23 protein-coding genes are annotated in these 18959 nt (G+C 52.1%); 10 read left to right on the forward strand and 13 right to left on the reverse strand.

Going from position 1 to position 18959, the window contains the following annotated elements:
* Nucleotides 1–70: 70 nt before the first annotated feature.
* Genes AC13E3_RS03265 through AC13E3_RS03275 form a run of 3 tightly spaced genes read right to left on the reverse strand, consistent with a single transcriptional unit; the run spans nucleotide 71 to nucleotide 1901 of the window.
* A complete protein-coding gene (locus AC13E3_RS03265) occupies nucleotides 71–748 on the reverse strand; it encodes a DsbA family protein (protein WP_008173644.1) in 678 nt (225 codons plus the stop codon).
* A complete protein-coding gene (locus tag AC13E3_RS03270) occupies nucleotides 745–1179 on the reverse strand; it encodes a disulfide bond formation protein B (protein ID WP_008173641.1) in 435 nt (144 codons plus the stop codon). Before AC13E3_RS03270 ends, AC13E3_RS03265 begins: the two co-directional genes overlap by 4 nt.
* On the reverse strand, nucleotides 1176–1901 hold the full coding sequence (locus AC13E3_RS03275) for a cation diffusion facilitator family transporter (protein ID WP_008173639.1): 726 nt from the start codon (nucleotides 1899–1901) through the stop codon (nucleotides 1176–1178). Before AC13E3_RS03275 ends, AC13E3_RS03270 begins: the two co-directional genes overlap by 4 nt.
* A 69-nt stretch (nucleotides 1902–1970) precedes the next feature.
* Between AC13E3_RS03275 and AC13E3_RS03280 the strand changes: the two genes are divergently transcribed.
* Complete coding sequence (locus AC13E3_RS03280; RefSeq protein WP_008173636.1) at nucleotides 1971–2378, forward strand: MerR family transcriptional regulator; 408 nt, start codon at nucleotides 1971–1973, stop codon at nucleotides 2376–2378.
* A 61-nt stretch (nucleotides 2379–2439) separates the two neighbouring features.
* Here the strand turns inward: AC13E3_RS03280 and AC13E3_RS03285 are convergent, their stop codons facing one another.
* The 7 genes from AC13E3_RS03285 to AC13E3_RS03315 form a co-directional block, all read right to left on the reverse strand.
* Nucleotides 2440–3063 carry an SCO family protein gene (locus AC13E3_RS03285; RefSeq protein ID WP_058341922.1) on the reverse strand — a complete coding sequence of 208 codons (624 nt, stop codon included), beginning with the start codon at nucleotides 3061–3063 and terminating at the stop codon, nucleotides 2440–2442.
* Nucleotides 3060–3902, reverse strand: coding sequence for a cytochrome c oxidase assembly protein (locus AC13E3_RS03290; RefSeq protein WP_023010648.1), 843 nt, complete (start codon nucleotides 3900–3902; stop codon nucleotides 3060–3062). The genes AC13E3_RS03285 and AC13E3_RS03290 overlap by 4 nt, the downstream gene beginning before the upstream one ends.
* Before the next feature lie 22 nt (nucleotides 3903–3924).
* On the reverse strand, nucleotides 3925–4563 hold the full coding sequence (locus tag AC13E3_RS03295) for a DsbA family protein (protein WP_053113381.1): 639 nt from the start codon (nucleotides 4561–4563) through the stop codon (nucleotides 3925–3927).
* A 44-nt stretch (nucleotides 4564–4607) separates the two neighbouring features.
* Nucleotides 4608–5609 (reverse strand): arsenic resistance protein, encoded by a 1002-nt coding sequence (locus AC13E3_RS03300; protein WP_206769037.1) that lies wholly within the window; start codon nucleotides 5607–5609, stop codon nucleotides 4608–4610.
* 33 nt (nucleotides 5610–5642) lie between these two features.
* Nucleotides 5643–6551 (reverse strand): cation diffusion facilitator family transporter, encoded by a 909-nt coding sequence (locus AC13E3_RS03305; RefSeq protein ID WP_008169406.1) that lies wholly within the window; start codon nucleotides 6549–6551, stop codon nucleotides 5643–5645.
* Between the two features lie 97 nt (nucleotides 6552–6648).
* Complete coding sequence (gene lspA, locus AC13E3_RS03310) at nucleotides 6649–7164, reverse strand: signal peptidase II (protein ID WP_023011862.1); 516 nt, start codon at nucleotides 7162–7164, stop codon at nucleotides 6649–6651.
* A gap of 4 nt (nucleotides 7165–7168) precedes the next feature.
* Entirely contained in the window at nucleotides 7169–8065 is an 897-nt protein-coding gene (locus tag AC13E3_RS03315; protein WP_039881754.1) for a cation efflux transmembrane domain-containing protein, read from the reverse strand.
* A gap of 171 nt (nucleotides 8066–8236) precedes the next feature.
* Between AC13E3_RS03315 and AC13E3_RS03320 the strand changes: the two genes are divergently transcribed.
* Together AC13E3_RS03320 and AC13E3_RS03325 are read left to right on the forward strand one after the other, a co-directional pair.
* Nucleotides 8237–8701, forward strand: coding sequence for a hypothetical protein (locus AC13E3_RS03320; RefSeq protein WP_008169412.1), 465 nt, complete (start codon nucleotides 8237–8239; stop codon nucleotides 8699–8701).
* An 845-nt stretch (nucleotides 8702–9546) separates the two neighbouring features.
* Nucleotides 9547–9846 carry a hypothetical protein gene (locus tag AC13E3_RS03325; protein WP_008169415.1) on the forward strand — a complete coding sequence of 100 codons (300 nt, stop codon included), beginning with the start codon at nucleotides 9547–9549 and terminating at the stop codon, nucleotides 9844–9846.
* A 2-nt stretch (nucleotides 9847–9848) separates the two neighbouring features.
* Here AC13E3_RS03325 and AC13E3_RS03330 read toward each other — a convergent pair whose 3' ends face one another.
* The 3 genes from AC13E3_RS03330 to AC13E3_RS03340 form a co-directional block, all read right to left on the reverse strand.
* The gene (locus AC13E3_RS03330) at nucleotides 9849–10538 is read right to left on the reverse strand and encodes a hypothetical protein (RefSeq protein WP_008169416.1); all 690 of its coding nucleotides are present in this window, start codon (nucleotides 10536–10538) and stop codon (nucleotides 9849–9851) included.
* A gap of 332 nt (nucleotides 10539–10870) precedes the next feature.
* A complete protein-coding gene (locus AC13E3_RS03335; protein ID WP_405418130.1) occupies nucleotides 10871–12199 on the reverse strand; it encodes an ATP-binding protein in 1329 nt (442 codons plus the stop codon).
* A complete protein-coding gene (locus AC13E3_RS03340; RefSeq protein WP_053113967.1) occupies nucleotides 12186–12851 on the reverse strand; it encodes a response regulator transcription factor in 666 nt (221 codons plus the stop codon). Before AC13E3_RS03340 ends, AC13E3_RS03335 begins: the two co-directional genes overlap by 14 nt.
* 201 nt (nucleotides 12852–13052) lie before the next feature.
* On the opposite strand from AC13E3_RS03340, the gene AC13E3_RS03345 reads away from it, so the two are divergent.
* From AC13E3_RS03345 to AC13E3_RS03375, 7 genes are all read left to right on the forward strand, one after another.
* Entirely contained in the window at nucleotides 13053–13580 is a 528-nt protein-coding gene (locus AC13E3_RS03345; protein ID WP_405418133.1) for a cupredoxin domain-containing protein, read from the forward strand.
* Between the two features lie 87 nt (nucleotides 13581–13667).
* Nucleotides 13668–15449 (forward strand): copper resistance system multicopper oxidase, encoded by a 1782-nt coding sequence (locus AC13E3_RS03350; RefSeq protein ID WP_008169424.1) that lies wholly within the window; start codon nucleotides 13668–13670, stop codon nucleotides 15447–15449.
* On the forward strand, nucleotides 15446–16195 hold the full coding sequence (locus AC13E3_RS03355; RefSeq protein WP_008169426.1) for a copper resistance protein B: 750 nt from the start codon (nucleotides 15446–15448) through the stop codon (nucleotides 16193–16195). Before AC13E3_RS03350 ends, AC13E3_RS03355 begins: the two co-directional genes overlap by 4 nt.
* 146 nt (nucleotides 16196–16341) lie before the next feature.
* On the forward strand, nucleotides 16342–16698 hold the full coding sequence (locus tag AC13E3_RS03360; RefSeq protein WP_008169428.1) for a hypothetical protein: 357 nt from the start codon (nucleotides 16342–16344) through the stop codon (nucleotides 16696–16698).
* Between the two features lie 11 nt (nucleotides 16699–16709).
* Nucleotides 16710–18065 (forward strand): APC family permease, encoded by a 1356-nt coding sequence (locus AC13E3_RS03365; RefSeq protein ID WP_081467483.1) that lies wholly within the window; start codon nucleotides 16710–16712, stop codon nucleotides 18063–18065.
* A 12-nt stretch (nucleotides 18066–18077) separates the two neighbouring features.
* Nucleotides 18078–18311 carry a hypothetical protein gene (locus AC13E3_RS03370; protein ID WP_008169431.1) on the forward strand — a complete coding sequence of 78 codons (234 nt, stop codon included), beginning with the start codon at nucleotides 18078–18080 and terminating at the stop codon, nucleotides 18309–18311.
* A gap of 113 nt (nucleotides 18312–18424) precedes the next feature.
* Nucleotides 18425–18841, forward strand: coding sequence for a hypothetical protein (locus AC13E3_RS03375; RefSeq protein ID WP_139043634.1), 417 nt, complete (start codon nucleotides 18425–18427; stop codon nucleotides 18839–18841).
* Nucleotides 18842–18959 lie beyond the last annotated feature (118 nt).

The following is an 18959-nucleotide window of genomic DNA, read 5'->3' on the forward strand; positions in this document are numbered from 1 at the left end:
CTCAATTTTCTGAGTTCAGTTGACGGTGGAGGGCATCAAGCCCATCCGTGTTTTGTTCGACACCGGTCGACTATTTCTGTGCGTCTGGGAGCGACTCCTGAACAAGACGAAGTAGCGGTTTGGGACCAAACTCCGTGAGTTGGCGGCCATTCACGAAAAAAGTCGGGGTGCCCCGAACACCGATGGTTTTGACGTCCTGCATGTCCTGATCAAGGATGGCGCTTATCCGTTCGGATTGCATATCCTCACGGGCTTGGGACAGGTCCAGACCGGCTGCCTCGGCCGCTCCCCATGCCTTGGCAACCTTCGGGTCGTCGTGCCAGGCCGGCTGCACCTCCAACACAGCTTCCAGCACCGGTTCATAGACATCTTGCAGGCGAGCTGCTTCCAGAATTCTGGAGACTTCCTCGGAACCCTGATGGAACATTGTGTACCGCAAAACAAGCCGCACCTGGCCTGGATACTCAGCAAGTATCTGTTTCACGATCGGGTAGAACGCCCGGCAGGCTTCGCAGGAGGGGTCGAAAAACTCAACGATGATCACCGGTGCGTCGGCAGGCCCGAATGTGGGCGAATGGAAGCGTACCAATGCTTGTTGGTTCGCGATCGGTTCGGCAGCGGCAACAGACTTTTCGCCGGTGGTGGCCGTTTTTTGAGGCTGCTGGGGCTGTGGCTTGAATAGGACGGCGGCTGAAAAGGCTGCGATCAGCACGAGACACACGACAACAAAGATGGCACGACGATTCATGTATGAACTCTCCGACGGATAAGCAAGAGCAGAATGATGATGGCAACAAAAATGGCCAGCGATAGAAACGGAAGCGGCAGCCCACCAAATATCGTCATTCCGTCACCCGAGCAGGACGGGCCAGTGGCCGTGCAGGGCTGAATGGGTTGTGGAATGAGCCCCACATAAAGCAGTGAGTGGGCTAGAGCGAACAGGGAGCCAATGACAGACAGCGGCATAGCGTAGCGCCAAACGTTAAAATCCGAGTAGTAGCAGGCGACTGCGAGAATCACCGCCAACGGAAACATGAAGGCGCGCTGAAACCAGCACAGAACGCACGGAGCCTGCCCGAGAACTTCCCCGATGTAGATGGCTGAAAGCGAGGACCCCGCCGCCAGTAGCCAGGCTGACAGCAGCAGCCCCCATGGAATCACCCGGTTATTGGTGGTCACCGGGATGGCTCTCTGGATTCATTGGCACAAGTGCTTTGCGAAGAAGAGCAGCAGCTGTTTCCAGCGGTATCGCCTTCATCTTTGCTCGATTTATCGGCGGTTTCAGCCCCACCGGCACGCCATTCCTCCATACCCTCACGGATGACCTGCCAAGCGGAGTGCAGGAATAGCGCAGCAATGGCGAGGCCCACAATGATGTCCGGCCAGAGGGTATTGGTGAGGGCGACCAATCCTGCCGCAATGATTACACTGCTATTGGCGAACAGATCGTTCCTGGAACACATCCAGGTGGAACGCATATTGAGATCGTCCGCACGATGACGGTAGAGCAACACAAAACAAACGCCGTTTGCAAACAGGGCAAGAGCGCCGACAGCGCCCATCCACTCGGCGGCGGGCACTTCCTGTATCACCAGCTTGCGGATGGCATCGGCGACAACAACAAGCCCGAACAACAGCATAAAGCCGCCTTTGAACAAAGCCGCTCCGGCACGCGCGCGACGGCTTCGGTCCAGCACGAACAGTGTCAGTGCATAGACAGACGCGTCGCCAAACATATCCAGCGAATCGCCCAGCAACGCGGTAGAGCTTGCAATCCAGCCGGCGCTGAATTCCACCACAAACATCACTGCGTTGATGGCAAGCGCAATGTAAAGCACCCGGCTTTGGCTCGCTCGCAATTGTGCCAGTTCACCGGCCTTGTTTTCACAGCAGCTGTCCACGACGAACCCTCCTAAAACGTGCAATACATCGATACACTGGTGGTTATAGTAACTATAAGGTCAATAGCGATGAGCGAAAAAAGGAACACGGTCGGTCGGCTAGCTGATGATACGGGCGTTAAGCCCGTGACCATCCGTTATTACGAAAAAATTGGACTGTTGCCGAAAGCGACCCGCTCGGAGTCGGGCTATCGTCTCTACTCCGAAGAGGATCATTCGCGGCTGCTGTTTATTCGACGAAGCCGCGGGCTCGGATTTAGCCTTGACGATATTCGTGAACTGCTTTCACTGGCGGATCGTCAGCAGGAGTCCTGTGCGGGTGTGGACGCCAAAGTTGAACAACAACTGGTTCAAGTGCGCTCTCGACTGAAAGATCTACATGCAATGGAACACGAGTTGGAAAGACTGAGTGCGTGTTGTGACGGCGGAGTTATTATGGACTGCCGAATTATCGAGACACTCTCCGGCTCTGCTTAACCACTTTGTATGTGCCCGCCAACCAGGACTGTCTCAATTCGAGTTGGGACAGTCTATTCAGTCAGGCATCCTCCTGAATAAGAGCAACGAGGTCATGCCGAATTTCTTCTCTACTCAGATCGGGCCGCATTAAGAGGCGGGGGTTACCTTCGCGATCAAATACATAAATCGCGCTGCTGTGTGACACCGCATAATTTCCATCAGCGGCAGGTTCGTCATAACCGAAGGTTGTTCTATATCGTTTTGCCAGTTCACGAAGCTGGGGTTCTTTTCCAGTGAGTCCTACAATATTGTCGCCGAAGAAATCCACGTATTTTGCGAGACGCTCAGGCGTGTCACGTTTCGGATCGACACTCACGAACAAAGTGAGTACTTCATCCTGAAGCGCGGGGTCCAGGCCACTGGTTGCCTGATTGAGTTTTTGCAGGGCGGTCGGGCAAACATCGGGGCACGAGGTGAACCCGAAAAACAGCATTCTCACGCGGCCACTGTAATCATCGCCAGATACAGACTTGCCCTGGCTATTGATCAGGTCGAATTCCAGCTCAGGCATCAAGCCACTGATGTTTTTACCGTTCCAGTCTTCCTCGTCATTGCCAAAGCAACCAGTCAGCAATAGGGCTGCTATCAGCGTTAAGGTCGCCGATATGATGTTGGTGCGCTGTCGCCAGAAGCGAGTTCTCATGACGCTGTTTCCTCAAGTTGTTTGGATTGGTTGGTATATTTTCCGTCCTGATGCATGGCTCGCCGGAGCATCAGAAGAATGCCAAGAATGCTCATCATGGCCGGAGGAATATAGGTCAGCATGCCTCCCAGTAGCTGGTCGACTTCCGGGTCCAGCGGCCAGGCCCTGCCACAGACTTCGTAAACGTCATAGACCATGTCACGTGAAAACACGATCCACGCCCCAAGAAACATCTGAAGCACACCTGCGGCGGCCAGAACCAACATGCGTCTGCCATACCCCAGCGATGAGGTGATCGCCGGCGGTCTTGGATCAAAGATCAACCACCAGAACAGCAGGCCATCCAGCAACATGCTCCAGTTCATGACCCAATACAGATCCCGGCTGAGCATGGCGTCAAAATGGATTGATGGCCACAGCCAGAAATAGATAAGCCCGACAAACAGGAAAAGGGCGATAAAAGGCTGTTGCAGAACGTTATAGACCCAGCCCAGAGGCCTCAATGTATGCCTCCAGCCCGGGCTGATTTTTGCGAACCAGAACCGCATGACCGGTAAAGGGTTGGACAGGGCGATCAGGATCGGACCGATATGATGAAGAATCAGGTGCTGACCCCGATGGACGAAGAACATGTATTGTGCGTAGTAATCGAAGCGGGTCTGCATCACCGCATAACAGATCAGTACCCCCAGGGTGAACGCAAAGATCCGCAGTGAGCCTGGCCGGTCCTGTTCCGGCATCCGAATTAGCCCGACGCCATAGAATCCCATCACGAGCATGTAGCTGAGTATGGTCAGCGGCGAGAAATCGTAGGGTAAAAGGTAGTCAAGCAGTGACATAGCGTTGCCGGTTGTTTTGTTGTTATTTCAGTGACCCTACCTTGGATGTCACCAGGTCGTACAGTTCCTGAGGCCCCAGGCGGCTCAAGGTGTCTCCGTTAACGTAGAATGTTGGGGTTCCGGAAATTCCAACCGCCTTAACGTCCGCAGCATCCTGTTGAATAATGCCGTCAATCTCGGGTGAGTTCATACCGGCCCGAGCGGCTTCGACATCAAGTCCGGCTGACTCCGCCGCATCCCATGCTGCGGCGACCTTTGGATCATCGTGCCATTTCGGTTGTGCTTCCATAACAGCGTCCAGTACCGGCTCATAGACCCCCTGTTCACGGGCGGTTTCCAGGATTCTGACGGCCTCTTCCGAGCCTTTGTGAAACAATACGTAGCGCAGTACCAGACGCACGTTGTCCGGGTAGGCAGCCTGAATCTGTTTCACATAGGGATTCATGGCGCGACAACCTTCGCAGGATGGGTCGAAGAACTCGACAATGGTTACCGGCGCGTCCTCAGGGCCAATAACGGGAGAGTAATCCCTCACCAGTGGCGTTTTTTCAACAACGGCGGGTTCATTAGTGCCCTGGGAGCGATCGTAAATAACAAAAGCACCAGCAAAGACAACCAGACAAAAAAGAAGGAGACTGATGACCAGGGTTCGGGTTTGCACGGGAGATTTTCCTATTTTAAATGAGTTTACGGGTTTCAGATTATTCAGGTGTCCGGTAGCAGCCGACTAGGCACCCACCGCAGATAAAGCATCATTCCAAACAGTTCCAACAAAGACTGGACGACAATCACCACGACGGCCACAGCCCAGGCCTCTGGCATTGACAGTGCCAAAGGTAAAACCACGAAGGAGTTGCGTGTTCCTAGGCTGAAGATGACGGTGCGACCGGTTTCTACCGGTAATCGAAAGACCCGGCGCAGAGCCTTTCCAACCAGAGCCGCAGCTAGAAGATAGGCCGGAAACAGAATCATCAAGGGCCAGATAAGTGAGCCGGTACTGTCGATCTGGCTGACCTGTGTCATTGAGATGATGAACAGTACGACTGTCAGCAGAGGGACCGGCATCAGACCCATGAAGCGAATGAACCCGATGGCTTTTCTGGAGTTTTCGGCCCATTTTTCAGTCAGAAATGCCAGGATAAGCGGGACAATAATCAGCCCGCCAAAGGCCGGCAGGAGGTGCCGCCCAAGCTCAAGATTCACGTCGAACTGATTACCCATGAAAAGCCAGAGGTAAAGTGGAAGAAGACCCAGTTGAGCAATCAGCAGAACCGGTGTTGCCGCAATGGCTCGGGTGCTGTCCCCCTTGCCTAGGTGAGTGAAGGTGACAAACCAGTCGGTACAGGGCATCAGCAATACCAGAAGCACTCCCAACTTCAGCGCGTCATTGTCCGGCAGCGCCAATATCAGCAAGGCAGTGATCGCCGGCATGACCAGAAAATTTCCGGTGAGCAAGGCACCCATGAACCGACGGTCCCGGAACATATCAGACAGGTGGGTCAACGGTGTTTGAGTAAATGTGGCGTAGAGCAGAACTCCGAGCAACCCCCAGATTAAGTAATCCGGCACACTGTCACCGAGGGACGATGTCCAATCCACAGACAGTCCGAAAACAACAGCGATGAGGTAGGCCCAGACCTGGTGGCGTTCAATTACGTCTCGCATGGCGTGCTCGTAACCGAGTGGAATGTCGGCCATTCGCAGCATATCTGCCACACGGTACCCTTTTCAGCAGCCCTGCTAGCCATGGCCATAAGTATGGGCATCTTTGTGACTGTGATCAGGATGTTCAAACTCCAATGTTGAATGAGTGATGCCGAACTCGTTTTCCAAAGTTCGTTTTATCCCACCCTTGACTTTTTCAAGTTCATTCCAGGCACTTATTTCGACCACCACATGGGCGTCGAGGGAGGCATCATGCTCACCCATCTGCCAGAAATGTACGTGGTGAAGGTCTAAAACGCCTTCTACGTTTGATAAAGCCTCGATGACAGAATCTGTGTCGATATCCAATGGACTACCCAGCATGAGTGTCCGGATGGTTCCGCCGATTTCCGTTAGACCCAGGTAGAGAATATAGCTTGCGATACCAATTGTGATCGCGGGATCAACCCAACGCATGTCGTACAGGAGAATCAGGGCGCCGCCTACAACGACTGCAATTGACGCAAACGCATCAGACAAGTTGTGTAGAAACAGCGCACGGATGTTGACGCTGTCCTTTTGCATGGAGTAAGTAAGCAGCGCGGTCAAACCATCCACTACCAATGCGATAATGCCAAGCCAAACTACCCACCACCCCTTGATTTCCGGGGGATCTATGAATCGCATGCCACCTTCGTAGATCAAATATGCCCCGATCATTATCAAAGTGGTGTAATTTATGAGTGCCGCAACAACCTCAATTCTCCCGTAGCCAAAGGTCATCTTCGAGTCGGCCGGGCGGCGTGCAATCTTCCGCGCCGCAAATGCGATAAATAGTGACGCCATATCCGAAAAGTTGTGTATAGCGTCGGCTATCAGCGCCAAGCTGCCAGCGAAGATCCCTCCAGCGATCTGAGCCAAGGTTAGGATACCGTTCGCCCAGATAGCTACTGCAACTCTCTTATCCTTAGTATCCGGTGACATGTGAGCATGCTCGTGGCCCATTGTTTTCTCCTTGGTCGTTGCTGTTCAATTAAACGTAGTCGCAACACTCGCTAAGCCTGGCTCAGAGGGCTTAGCGAGTGTTGCGACCGCGCGAAAACTAGCCATTCTGGCGATTTTCCATGTTATTCCCGGCACCTTTCTCGGCTGTGAAGCTCGTGACCAAAATCATGGCCACGCCCAGGACGATGAACACGTCGGCAAGGTTGAACGCCGGCCAGTGCCGGGATTGCCAATGAAAATCCAGGTAATCGACAACATAGCCTCGAAAAACTCGGTCGATGACATTTCCAAATGCACCGCCAAGTACCATCGAATAGGCTAGTGCTTCGGTTCGCTTATGGCTGTCCCGAATCAATTTGACCAGAACAGCCGAGACGACAATGGCTATCGCAATAAAAAAATATCGCTGCCAGCCACCGCCATCGGCAAAGAGACTGAAGGCAGCGCCTTTATTCCATACGTGCACCCAATTAAAGAAAGGGGTGATCTCAACCGATTGTCCGTAAGCCATGGATTGCTGGACGAGCCATTTAATAAGTTGGTCGGCCAGAGCTATAAGTGCCGAAAAGCCGAGAAAAGTGAGCGTAAAAAAGCGAGAACGGTCTTCAGACATCGAATTATCCTTTTAGCGCAAGGATGCGCTTGGCACCAATGAGTACAATGCCTCCCACAATACCGCCAATAACCAGATCCGGGTAGTTGGAGCCGGTCCAGGCAACAAGAAGGGCTGCAAGGATAACTCCCAGATTGATAACCACATCATTGGCCGAAAATATCCAGCTGGCTTTCATGTGAGCACCGCCGTCACGGTGTTTGGCGATCAGGAGCAGGCAACTGATGTTGGCAATAAGGGCCACAGATGCGACGGCCATCATCATTGACGACTGGGGATCACTGCCAAACAGAAAGCGCCTGCCAACTTCAACCAGTACCCCAGCGGCAAGGATAAGCTGGAGTATGCCAGCCACATGCGCCGCTCTGACCTGCATTTTGATGCCGTGCCCAACGGCGTAAAGCGCGAGACCGTAGACGGCGGCATCGGCAAGCATGTCTAGCGAGTCTGCAATCAGGCCAGCGGACTGGGCGATCAGGCCCATCGTCATCTCGACCAGAAACATCAGTGCGTTGATTGCCAGCAGTATCCATAAAGTGCCGGACTCTTCGCTTTCGTTGGCCTTAGAAGATTCAGCCGCTCTGACGGATTCAGCGCTGGCGTCTTCTGTCCTCTGCAAGGAAGCGCCCAGGCCCAGGTTTTCCAGTTTGCTGGTAATAGGACCGGTTTCTCCATGGTGGATAATTTCCAACGTACGACCCGATAAATCGAATGACAGCGACTGAATGTTTTCAACGCCAGTCAGTGCCATTCGAATCATTCGCTCTTCCGAGGGACAATCCATTTTTGGTATTCTGTAGGTGCTTAGCTGGCTACCTGTTTCGGCGGTGGCGCGTCCCTGAAACTTGTCATCTACGACAGAGTCTTCACTGCCACACTGCCCATTGCAGGGTTTGCTCATTTTCTCGGCTCCGGTTCTCGTGCAAATGATGTCATTTAAAACCCTGTAGCTACTACAGGGTCAATGACTAATCTACTCTAGTAGTCGTCAAAATCGGCGTTTGTCTGGATAAAGATCTACAATGATAAGTGCGATGGTGTGGGCATCTAATTTTTTTCGGGGGTAAACTTTATGATTTCATTTAAAAGACTTACAGCAACCGCTGCGTTGTTGGTTTTTCCTGCATTCGTGCTAGCGCATGGTGATCAAGGCTCATGGCAAGGGCATGGTCCTGGCATGATGATGGATCAGGAGCAAATGCAGCAGATGCACCAGAACTGGTCCCACATGAACCAGCTGATGCAACGCATTCCTGATGAAGCTTCACCGCAAGAACGGCAACAATTGATGCGAGAACACAGAGAGGCGATGCAAGAGCAAATGGGTTTTATGCATCACGGTATGATGGGCCCCGGCATGATGCGGGGCCAACGGGGCATGATGGGGGGCCAGCATATGATGAATGGCAGCCAACCAAAAAATGGTGATGGTCCGACTACCGAACAACAAATTCAGATGATGCAGGAGCGCATGGATCAAATGCAGCTGATGATGGAGCAAATGCTGCAATACCAGCAAAATCTGAAGGTAGAGTGATCGAGAAGCCTTCAAATACTTCTGTTTAACAGACGCTTAGTGTCTGGCGAGTTTGATAGGCTGACGTTTGTGAAAACGGCCCAGTAGCTGGCTTTTAGTCTCTACGATCCGTGACCTTTTACGGCTGAAAGTTGGTGCTCTGGGCGCTACTTCGAATGTTCGCTTTGCGACCACAGGATAATTTGTTGTGTCAATTTCCGACCACGCTATAGCGGCATGACCAGTTGGCTGATTCATTGTTTAAACTTGTTTCTGAGTCTTTCTCAATTAACGACTTCAGGCATATGTCGGTAGATTAGACTCGATATGCAAAGAAGGTCGGTAGAGCCTACCTTGCGAAACAGGTTGATTGTTAATCCTCCTCATCCCTGGTCGGACAGTCGCCGCCACGCCCAATTCAGGATCCTACGCAGCTTTAAGATATATCTCACACGAATCCTGCATTGACAATGATAGGGTTGGGGCCGAGTCAGCTGGTCAGGACGACCGGGACTCAACGCCGGCACGGATGCTAGGCAAACGCGACACCTGCCCAGTGGTGTGACGCGCCAAGGAGAGACTTGGCACCACCCCCGCTTGTGACAATTCGCACCCTTTGATCGACCCAATCTTGACCTAGTCAATCAGGATTATCAGAATAATGTTCGAATATTCAGTTTTGGGTCAGAGGTGTTCCATCACTCTCAATGAGCATCGGTTACTGTCCGCATTGCCTTTGGAAAGGTTACGGTATTTGCCTTCTGACATTACTAGTTGGAAATCCACGTGAACGGGATTAGCGAGCTGAGGACGGAGTTTCGTCGCCGACACAATATGACTACGCCACCCTTCAAGCGTTTGCGTCAATGGAAACCGTCGGCATCGTTACAGAAGATAATATTGAGCTTTCTCATTGGCTCGGCGTGGCGGACCGCAGGATTCTACGATTAGTTCTAGAGTTAAAGTCGGTTCTATTGGATATCGAAGCTTGGCGAACGATGATTCTTGAGCCCTACAAACGGCTTGGCCCCGGTGTCTACATGGTAGGGGCTTTCATCGGACATGACAGAATTGTTGGCGTCGTGGAAGGACGACAGCCAATGGTCAGGGTTTTTTCGTCTAAACCGGACGCGCTGGGCCGGTCCTTCGGCCAAGACACTGAATAGATCTAATTCCGAAACTCTGACACCTGGCGCTCTAGGTTCGCGTACATTGCCAGAAGATCATCCTCGTTGAGCGTTCCTCTGGTGGTTGCCTTAGCCTTATGTTTTTCCAGCTGGCTACGTTGTTCGGCGTAAACATGATGGAGGACGCTGGCTTGATAGTCGCAGCCCTCGTGATTGTTCAGTTGTTTTCGAAGCGATTTGAACTGATCAGGACTGGGAACCTGTTCGAGCTTTTTAGCTATGTCTTTGGGTCGGATATTGAACACTTCTCCCCAATGTTTTACGGCATGCTCCCAGGCCTGAGATAGAGATGCCCGCTCATCTATGTAGAATTTGTTAGCAGTTCCTCGTTTGTTTACGGAGAAATAGCAGGTTTCCTGTGCAGCACTTTTCCCGCTTCCGATGCCAAGCGTGATGCCCTGGAAGCCAACACCGCGACAGGGGAGGGTTGAGGGATGGTCTTTTCCAATGAAATCCAGATATTGAAGTGCTGCGGAGCGGGCCATGTAACGGGCCTCATAGTACTTGGCCCTGGTCTCTTGATACTGGTACCAGAGTTCTTGAGTAATTCTGTTGTTCGGCCTCTTAAGAGAGAAATACTTCTGATAGCGTTTGCCTCGGATGGTGGCAACAACTCGCCAACCGTGGAAGCCAGAGGTCAGCTCCCCTTTTTCATAAAAGCTAATAGCCATGGATAGTCGATCTTTCCCGTCCAAATCACGTTAAAGATAGTACGCAGCCAAGCAGGCGTCGCCTGCTCTACTCTGAGGCCTACGTCAGCTTGCTGCAATCGAAAATGGTCAATAAACTTCTCAGTCTCTTTGGGCTGCAAACTGGAAACACCGACCTTCGGTCAATCGTTGTCGCTTCCTAGGAGTGAAGCATCGTCCAGCTGAATGGTTGCCACCGTCAGGTCAGTGCGGTTATGTGGCAAATCGTACTTGTTTGACTGCGTTGGTTCTTGCTAAGGGTAGAGTTATCAGAGTTTTCAGACGCGACAACCCGCTCTTTAACTTCCGTGAATTCAAAATTCAATCGTGACCTTTAATCCACCTCGTGGGCGATTGGAAAAGACAATCTTTGCGCCATACCGGCTAACAATGTCTTGAACGATTGCAAGGCCGAGCCCGTGGCCCGGAGTCTGTTCGTCCAGCCTTAATCCTCGTTGACCAAGCTTGCTCAATTCAGCTTCCTCAACGCCGGGACCATCGTCTGTCACGACAATTCGTTTTGAGGGGCCGCATTGTTCCAATATTAGCTCCACCTCTCTATGTGACCACTTCCCCGCATTGTCCAGCACGATCCCCAGTATTTCAGATAGGTCGTATTCTACAATTGGCCAACGGCTATTCTCTGGGAGAGAACTTGATAACTCAAATGATTTTGCCGGGTATAGTCTTCCCATCATCCACAGAAGGTCCCGTGCTTTTTCTACTGGATAGCAGCTTTTTCCTACCTGCGGCCCAGCAAACCGGCTGCGGCGCATTTCAGCTTCAAGTTGTTTGTCAATATCCCCGAGACGCGCAGCTATTTGCTGCCTTAACTCGCTATCTAGCGGCGTAGAAGTGTCGCTGAGAATTTGTTGGACAGACGCAATCGGAGTTTTAACGCTGTGGGATAGGTTTGCCAGCGCATTCCTCGAGCGCTCCAATCGTTGATCAAGTGAGTCAAGCAGCTGGTTCAACTGTTCGACGAGAGGGTGGAACTCCTCGGGGACAGTCATATCTATACGCGAGACGCTCCCATCCTGGAGTCTTTTCAGTGACGCCTTGAGTCGTGTGACAGAATGCATGGACAAATTGACGCCGAGCCAGATTGCACAAACCATTAGCGAGATAAGTAAAAGAGATGCGATTGCCGTCCATGCATGTAGCTCTGCCTGGCTATTCTTCAATGCGCCGAGGTCTTCTGCAACGATAACAACAAACGGTTTTTCGTTTGCGATGAAGGAACTCCGATATGCCAATATGTCCGTTGGGGCCCCTGCTATTTCAGAATTTTCGACCCGAATCGTGCCCTCTTTTTCCGATTTGATGAGCGGCGATAGTAGCGGTTTCCATGATTCTGGCGAAATGATGGTCCTGGAATCGGAGTGTTGAACAAAAGCATGGTGGAATACGCGCTGAAAGTAATCGCCCGTCTTGAGTCCGTCGAAGGCTCCGTCACTGTCCCGAATCTGATGCTCTAAAAACGAAACCTCCTCTTTCAGCCTGTCCGTGACAAATTCACGGGACATTCTTTCGAGCAGAGCACCATGTGCAAACCAGGCTATTGCCATCAAGGCAACACCTGCGGGCAGCAGTATTACAAGCAGGGTGCCTTTTACAGAGGAAGGTTTCTTAAACGTTGTCATTGAACATATAGCCTTGGCCACGTCGGGTTGAGATTGTGGAATTTCCCACCAGTCTTCGCAGCCTCCGAATATATGCCTCGATAACGTTCGCGCTTGGGCTATCTTCGAGACTGTAAAGCTGCTCTAGCAGTTGGTCTTTTGAAAAGACATGGCCCGGCTTACTCATCAGGCAGCGCAGAAGACGAAACTCTGTGCCGGTAAGTGGATGTTCAGTTCCATCGTCCACCGACAAGCATTGACGATTTTCATCCAGCACAAAGCGGCCTGCCTTAACCAATGAATGTGTTCTCCCTTCGCTCCTGCGAACAATAGCATTCAGCCGTGCAATTAACTCTTCGGTCTGGAAAGGTTTTGCGAGGTAGTCGTCTGCCCCTGCCTTTAGTCCAGCCACTTTATCATGCCAGTCATCTCGCGCTGTCAGGATTAGTACGGGAAAGGCAATGTTCTTTGCGCGCCACTTTTTTAAAACATCTAAACCGTTGCCGTCGGGCAGCCCCAGATCCAAGATGCTGACCCGATAATCTTCCTGTTCACCCAGAGTTATTGCTTCTTTTGCCGTATACGCAGGGTCCACGCTGAACCCCGATTTTTCAAGTTGATGCAAAAGGCTGTTTGAGAGCATCTGATCGTCTTCAACCAGTAGTAAACGCATTTTTTTTCCTTTTTGCTGAGCGGCGACTGTGAATTCAACGTAATGTCTTTAGTAGTCCTGAATTCAGCCTAAATAAATTTTTTTGAATTTTCAGTAAGAATTCAGGTTGGTAAGCGATCTTATGTAACGATTCTGGACATTGATCAAGTGTCCTGAAAATACAATTAATTGTTGCTGAACGATTTCACAGGAGAAGATGGTATGAATGTATCAAAGTTGTTGGTAGCGGGTGTGGCCTTTTCAATGTCAGCGGGTGCTTTTGCCGCAGGAGTCCACGGTGGCGGGCACGGGGCTAGCAGCGGAGAGCCCGGAAAGGCTTCCGAGGTCGCTCGCACCATCACCGTGGAAATGTACGACAACTATTACGAGCCCGAAGAAATCAGTGTAAAGCCGGGTGAAACCGTTCGCTTCGTGGTGGAGAACAAGGGAAACCTCGTCCATGAATTCAACATCGGCACCCCGGATATGCACGAAGCCCATCAGAAGGAAATGATGACGATGGTGGAGCATGGCGTGATCCAGGGCGGCAAGCTGAATCACGACATGATGAACATGGATATGGGCAATGGCCATTCCATGAAACACGACGATCCCAACAGCGTCTTACTGGAACCCGGGCAGAGCAAGGAAGTTGTCTGGAAGTTCTCTGATAAAGGCAATATCGAATTTGCCTGTAACGTGCCGGGCCATTACCAGTCAGGAATGTACGGTGACGTAAATTTCGAATAATACAGTGTGCTGAGCGCCGCACGATTGCAAGGGCTGGTGAAGGCTTTCCAGCCTAGCTCCAATGAAGTGCAGTTGGGAATAAAACAGATGAAGATACGCCTTTTGACAGGGCTTTTGACCCTGCTGATGCCGGCCATGGTCATGGCCGGTGAATACGGCCTGACGGTTGACCGGGTTAAAATTGATACCGGCGATTTCGTGAAAGAAGGTATCGGCTACAATGGTGCATCTCCGGGACCGGTGATGCGCTTCAAGGAAGGTGAAAATGTCAGGATCAACGTAACCAACAACCTGGACGAGATGACCTCGATCCACTGGCACGGACTGATCCTTCCCTTCGACCAGGATGGTGTGCCAGGTATCAGTTTTCCAGGTATCAAGCCGGGTGAAACATTCACCTATGAATTTCCTATCCAGCAAGCAGGCACCTATTGGTTCCACAGCCACTCTGGTTTTCAGGAGCCAGACGGAGCCTATGGCGCCATTGTCATTGAGCCCGAGGGCCGTGAACCGTTCCGCTACGATCGTGAATACGTGGTGCAGCTGACCGATAAACACCCCCATTCCGGTGACCGCATCATGCGCAACCTGAAAATGATGTCGGATTATTACAACCGTGAGCAGCAAACTGTGGGCGAGTTTTTCTCGGACGTGTCAAAAAATGGCCTGATGAACACCGTCAGTGACCGTATGGCCTGGGGTGGCATGCGGATGATGAAAGCGGACGTTGAGGATATCCATGGCTTTACGGGCTTGATCAACGGCAAAGGACCAAGCCAAAACTGGACAGGGATCTTCGAGCCGGGCGAACGCATTCGGCTGCGTTTTATCAACTCTTCGGCGATGACTTACTTTGATATCCGGATCCCCGGTCTGGACATGACGGTTGTGCAGGCAGATGGCAACAACGTTCAGCCGGTTAGTGTGGACGAGTTCCGGATCGGTGTGGCGGAAACCTACGATGTGATCGTCCGTCCGAAAGATGAGCAGGCCTACACCATTTTTGCTGAATCCATGGGGCGTTCCGGTTATGCGAGGGCAACACTGGCCCCCGAAGAGGGTATGGAAGCGGCCGTGCCGCAACTGCGTGAAGCTGCCCGACTGACCATGGCGGATATGGGCGGTATGCCCGGTATGGACCATGGCAGCATGGCAGGCATGGATCATGGAAACATGGATATGGGCAGCTCAGAAGGTGTGTCCGGAATGGACCACTCAAACATGGGCAGCATGGACCATTCGAATATGAAAGGAATGGATCACTCCAACATGAAAGGAATGGATCACTCTGACATGTCCGGCATGGACCATGGTTCCATGGCGATGGGAAAAGGCGGTCCCAGCGATCCCTTCTATGCCAAGGGCAGTGGCGTTGTGCCGACGGCGGCCAATGGTGGCAAGTTCCTGTCCTATGCTGATCTGAAGGCTCAGGACCCGTTGTACGAAGACCGCGAACCGACTCGGGAGATCGAGCTTCGTTTGACCGGCAATATGGAGCGCTACACGTGGAGTATCAACGGTGTTAAATACGAAGACGCGGATCCCATTCGTCTCAAATATGGTGAACGGGTCCGTTTCAAGTTTGTGAACGAAACCATGATGACTCATCCCATGCACCTGCACGGTATGTGGTCCATCCTTGATGTTGGCGCAGGTCAGTGGAACCCGATCAAACACACCGTTAGCGTGAACCCGGGCACTACGGTGTACATGGAAACCGAGGTTGACGAGCCAGGCCAATGGGCGTTCCATTGCCATCTTTCTTACCATGCGGCTGCCGGGATGTTCCGCAAGGTGATTGTTGAGGGTGGCCCTGAGTCCACGCAGGCCAAGACAGGCGTCGTTGCTGAAGATGGAGGTGAGGCATGAGCTGTATTCGATCACTTGCCGCAGTCAGTTTCCTTGCCTCTATTGGTTTCTCAACGACGGTGATAGCTCAGGAAATGATTTCCGATACCACCGCTCGTAAACAACCGCTCACAGCCTGGGGTGTTCAATTTGAGGAGTTTGAGTACCGATACAGCGATGATGATGAGGAACTGGGCGTCTGGGATGCGGATGCCTTCTATGGCACCGACGAGTTCAAAGTCCGGCTGCTCACAACCGGGGAATACGAGATAGAGGAACAGGCCTACGAAACACTGGAAAACCAGTTGGTCGGCCAGATCCCCATCTCCAAGTTCTTCGACGCCAAAGCGGGTGTTCGCTTCGACACCCCTGAAGGGCCGGATCGCACTTATGCCGTGCTGGGTGTCGCTGGGCTTGCCCCACAATGGTTTGAAGTCGATGCCAACCTGTATGCCAGCAAGGATGGTGATACGTCTGCCGAAATCGACGCGGAATACGAGCTGCTTTTCACCAATTACTGGATCCTGTCTGCAACCCTGGATGCGACGGTAGCATTCAGCGAGGATGAGGAAATTGGCGTGGGCAAAGGCTTGGTTTCCACCGAAACTGGGCTCCGGTTACGCTATGACCTGATCGATCGCGCATTCTCGCCTTACGTGGGCGTGGTGCATGAGCGCAAGTACGGTGATACCGCAGATCTCGCTAAAGCCGAAGGCGGTGGCACAGAAGACTGGTTCGCAGTCGTCGGTGCCCGCATCTCGTTCTGATCGGAATGAATAAGGAGCCAGGGGTTGCCCTGGCTCTATTTTATGATGTACGTCAATTTCATCGAAAACCTTCACTGATTTTCAGTCGCAGTTCAGGTCCGCATGTTGTCATTGAGGGGAAATGATAAGGCGAAGAGGGGCCCGCCATGACTAAAGCACATAAAACATCGAACCAGGAACAGTTCCTGCTGCGACGGAAACTTGTCGTGGAAGGTTTTGAAGAGAGTGAATGGTCTGACTTTATTCACGAACTCAATCATCACCCCTGTGTTGATTTTGCCGAACGCAAGCCAAATAATCTGTTAGACGTTACCTTCGATGGGACTCATTGGTCTACCGACGAGTTATTGGAGGTGATTGGAGCACATGGTGGCCGGTTGAAGGCGGGGTGGTGGGCTCAAAGGAAGCTGGCGTGGTATCGATTTACAGATGACAACGTTCGTGCCAATGCCAAGCATGATCCGTTTTGCTGTTCAAAGATCCCGCCCATGAAACGAAAATAACCGGAGGTTAAATGAGCAGGGAGCAAGATAGAACCACTCGTTATAAGGAAGGCAGTCTCACACTCGCGGGAACCGTTATGCTCGGTACCGGCGTCATGATCGGCGCCGGTATCTTTGCACTTACCGGGCAGATGGCGCAGATGACCGGTGTTCTTTTCCCATTGGCGTTTCTGGCGGCTGCGGTGATCGTCAGCTTCAGCTCTTATTCCTATATCAAGATTTCTGATGCCTACCCCTCAGCCGGGGGCATTGGCATGTACCTTTACAAAGCCTATGGCAATCGGCTGCCGACCGCGTTCAACGCCTTGCTGATGTATTTCTCGATGGTGATCGCCCAGAGCTTCCTCGCGCGTACTTTCGGTTCCTACACCATGCAACTGTTCGGTGGTGATGAAAGTGGTCGCATGGTGTCCATTCTGGGTGTGTCGCTGATCCTGGCGGCGTTTCTGATCAATCTGCTCGGTAACCGAATGATTCAGGGCGTGGCTTCCTTTATCGGGTTTCTGAAAATCGGCGGTATACTGGTTTTCGGGCTGGTGGGTGTCTGGATTGCCGACAGCCTGGCGGTGGATTTCTCAAGCCCGGGCGAGGCCGGAACCGCAGGCAATTTCCTGGGTGCGACGGCGCTCGGAATACTGGCCTTCAAGGGCTTCACCACCATCACCAACAGCGGCTCCGAGGTGCAAAACCCTAACCGGAACGTGAGTCGCGCCATCATTATTTCCATTGCCGCCTGCGTGGTGATCTACACCCTGGTCGGTTTTGCCGTGGCCAGCAACCTGTCCCTGGCGGAAATCATCAAGACCCAGGATTACTCCCTTGCGGCTGCCGCGCGTCCGGCGCTGGGGGATTATGGCCTCTGGTTCACGGTCGCCATTGCCATGACGGCCACCTCCGGTGGCATTCTGGCCAGCATTTTTGCTGTCTCGCGCATGCTTGCCATGCTGACTGAAATGAAACTGGTCCCTCACCGTCATTTTGGTATGCCGGGCAGCATCCAGAAGCACACGCTGGTCTACACTGTGGTCCTGGGGCTGGCTCTGACAGCCTTCTTTGACCTCTCCCGGATTGCCGCCCTGGGTATCGTGTTCTACCTGGTTATGGACATTGCCATCCATTGGGGCGTGCTTCGCTACCTGCGCGACGATGTGAAGGCCAGGGCGTGGGTGCCGGCAACGGCCATCGGTCTGGATTTGCTCGTGCTGGGCGGCTTTGTCTGGGTCAAACTGAATACCGACCCGTTTGTCATTGGCGTGGCGGTTGTCACGATGATCGTGATCGCGGTATCCGGGCAGCTTTTCCTGAAAAGGGCTGCAGCAGCCGAAAAAAACGGCCACGAGGAATCCCATGCTCACGGTCACCAGTAATCGGAATTCAACATGGAGGGCAGTATCACGATGGGGGAAAACATGTTTGGCAACACCATGTGGGCCGGGCACTGGCTGTGGATGCTGGTGATTGCCATCGTAGTCGTCATCCCGGCCTGGCGTATTTGCCAGCGCACGGGCTATCCGGGTTGGATGGGGGTCTTGATACTTATCCCCATCGTCAATCTGGTTTTGCTCTACTTCATCGCTTTTAGTGACTGGCCAGTTGAGCGGAGTGGAAAATAAGTGGACTGTTGTAATGCAATTGATACATTGAGCTTTCTTCACAATCCTACGATACGACTTAAGGCTGTTGTTCGTGTGATCACAATAATTGAAAGAAACTGGGAGATAACCAGATGAAAGCAATAAATTTTAAACTGTTCGTATTTTTGACTTTTTTGCAAGCGCCATTTTTGCACGCTGAAGAAGTTCTTTCTGGCGAAGATGTCGCAGATGTTGTCGTCGGAAACACGGTGCAAATGGAATTCCGAGATGCTCAGGACAATTTTCGCACTCGAACTTTTCATGAGTACTATGATCCTGATGGTTCGATCTATGGAATGACCAAATATCGCGAACAGCAGGGAAACCTTACCCACTATATCGGAAGATGGGAGGTCAAAGACGGTAAATTTTGCACATCTGTCTATGGTCGCGACTATTCTTGTAACAAGATAAAGCCTTTGTCTGGAAATGATTTCGAATTGCTCAATGAGGGAGGCAAGATAAGGAACGTCAAGGTATATGAAGGGAAGCATCATGGACTGGAGTAAGGATATCTGAGGGTGAGTTTTTAGCCTCTGTTTGCTCGGGAAGTACGGTTCGCCCATGCGGAACCAAGAAGCGAGTTAAGGGCATATTGATCTTGTCTCTGGAGAACGCTATCGGAGT

Source organism: Marinobacter sp. L-80, assembly GCF_056859395.1.

Bases quoted from the DNA above. Each gene is read 5' to 3' on its own strand.
- AC13E3_RS03280 (WP_008173636.1), top strand. From the start codon at position 1,971: ATGAGCGAAAAAAGGAACACGGTCGGTCGGCTAGCTGATGATACGGGC.
- AC13E3_RS03375 (WP_139043634.1), top strand. From the start codon at position 18,425: ATGAAAGCAATAAATTTTAAACTGTTCGTATTTTTGACTTTTTTGCAA.
- AC13E3_RS03345 (WP_405418133.1), top strand. From the start codon at position 13,053: ATGAATGTATCAAAGTTGTTGGTAGCGGGTGTGGCCTTTTCAATGTCA.
- AC13E3_RS03360 (WP_008169428.1), top strand. From the start codon at position 16,342: ATGACTAAAGCACATAAAACATCGAACCAGGAACAGTTCCTGCTGCGA.
- AC13E3_RS03285 (WP_058341922.1), bottom strand. From the start codon at position 3,063: ATGAGAACTCGCTTCTGGCGACAGCGCACCAACATCATATCGGCGACC.
- AC13E3_RS03370 (WP_008169431.1), top strand. From the start codon at position 18,078: ATGGAGGGCAGTATCACGATGGGGGAAAACATGTTTGGCAACACCATG.
- AC13E3_RS03365 (WP_081467483.1), top strand. From the start codon at position 16,710: ATGAGCAGGGAGCAAGATAGAACCACTCGTTATAAGGAAGGCAGTCTC.
- AC13E3_RS03355 (WP_008169426.1), top strand. From the start codon at position 15,446: ATGAGCTGTATTCGATCACTTGCCGCAGTCAGTTTCCTTGCCTCTATT.
- AC13E3_RS03305 (WP_008169406.1), bottom strand. From the start codon at position 6,551: ATGGGCCACGAGCATGCTCACATGTCACCGGATACTAAGGATAAGAGA.
- AC13E3_RS03330 (WP_008169416.1), bottom strand. From the start codon at position 10,538: ATGGCTATTAGCTTTTATGAAAAAGGGGAGCTGACCTCTGGCTTCCAC.
- lspA (WP_023011862.1), bottom strand. From the start codon at position 7,164: ATGTCTGAAGACCGTTCTCGCTTTTTTACGCTCACTTTTCTCGGCTTT.
- AC13E3_RS03265 (WP_008173644.1), bottom strand. From the start codon at position 748: ATGAATCGTCGTGCCATCTTTGTTGTCGTGTGTCTCGTGCTGATCGCA.
- AC13E3_RS03325 (WP_008169415.1), top strand. From the start codon at position 9,547: ATGGAAACCGTCGGCATCGTTACAGAAGATAATATTGAGCTTTCTCAT.
- AC13E3_RS03300 (WP_206769037.1), bottom strand. From the start codon at position 5,609: ATGCTGCGAATGGCCGACATTCCACTCGGTTACGAGCACGCCATGCGA.
- AC13E3_RS03290 (WP_023010648.1), bottom strand. From the start codon at position 3,902: ATGTCACTGCTTGACTACCTTTTACCCTACGATTTCTCGCCGCTGACC.
- AC13E3_RS03335 (WP_405418130.1), bottom strand. From the start codon at position 12,199: ATGACAACGTTTAAGAAACCTTCCTCTGTAAAAGGCACCCTGCTTGTA.
- AC13E3_RS03315 (WP_039881754.1), bottom strand. From the start codon at position 8,065: ATGAGCAAACCCTGCAATGGGCAGTGTGGCAGTGAAGACTCTGTCGTA.
- AC13E3_RS03340 (WP_053113967.1), bottom strand. From the start codon at position 12,851: ATGCGTTTACTACTGGTTGAAGACGATCAGATGCTCTCAAACAGCCTT.
- AC13E3_RS03350 (WP_008169424.1), top strand. From the start codon at position 13,668: ATGAAGATACGCCTTTTGACAGGGCTTTTGACCCTGCTGATGCCGGCC.
- AC13E3_RS03320 (WP_008169412.1), top strand. From the start codon at position 8,237: ATGATTTCATTTAAAAGACTTACAGCAACCGCTGCGTTGTTGGTTTTT.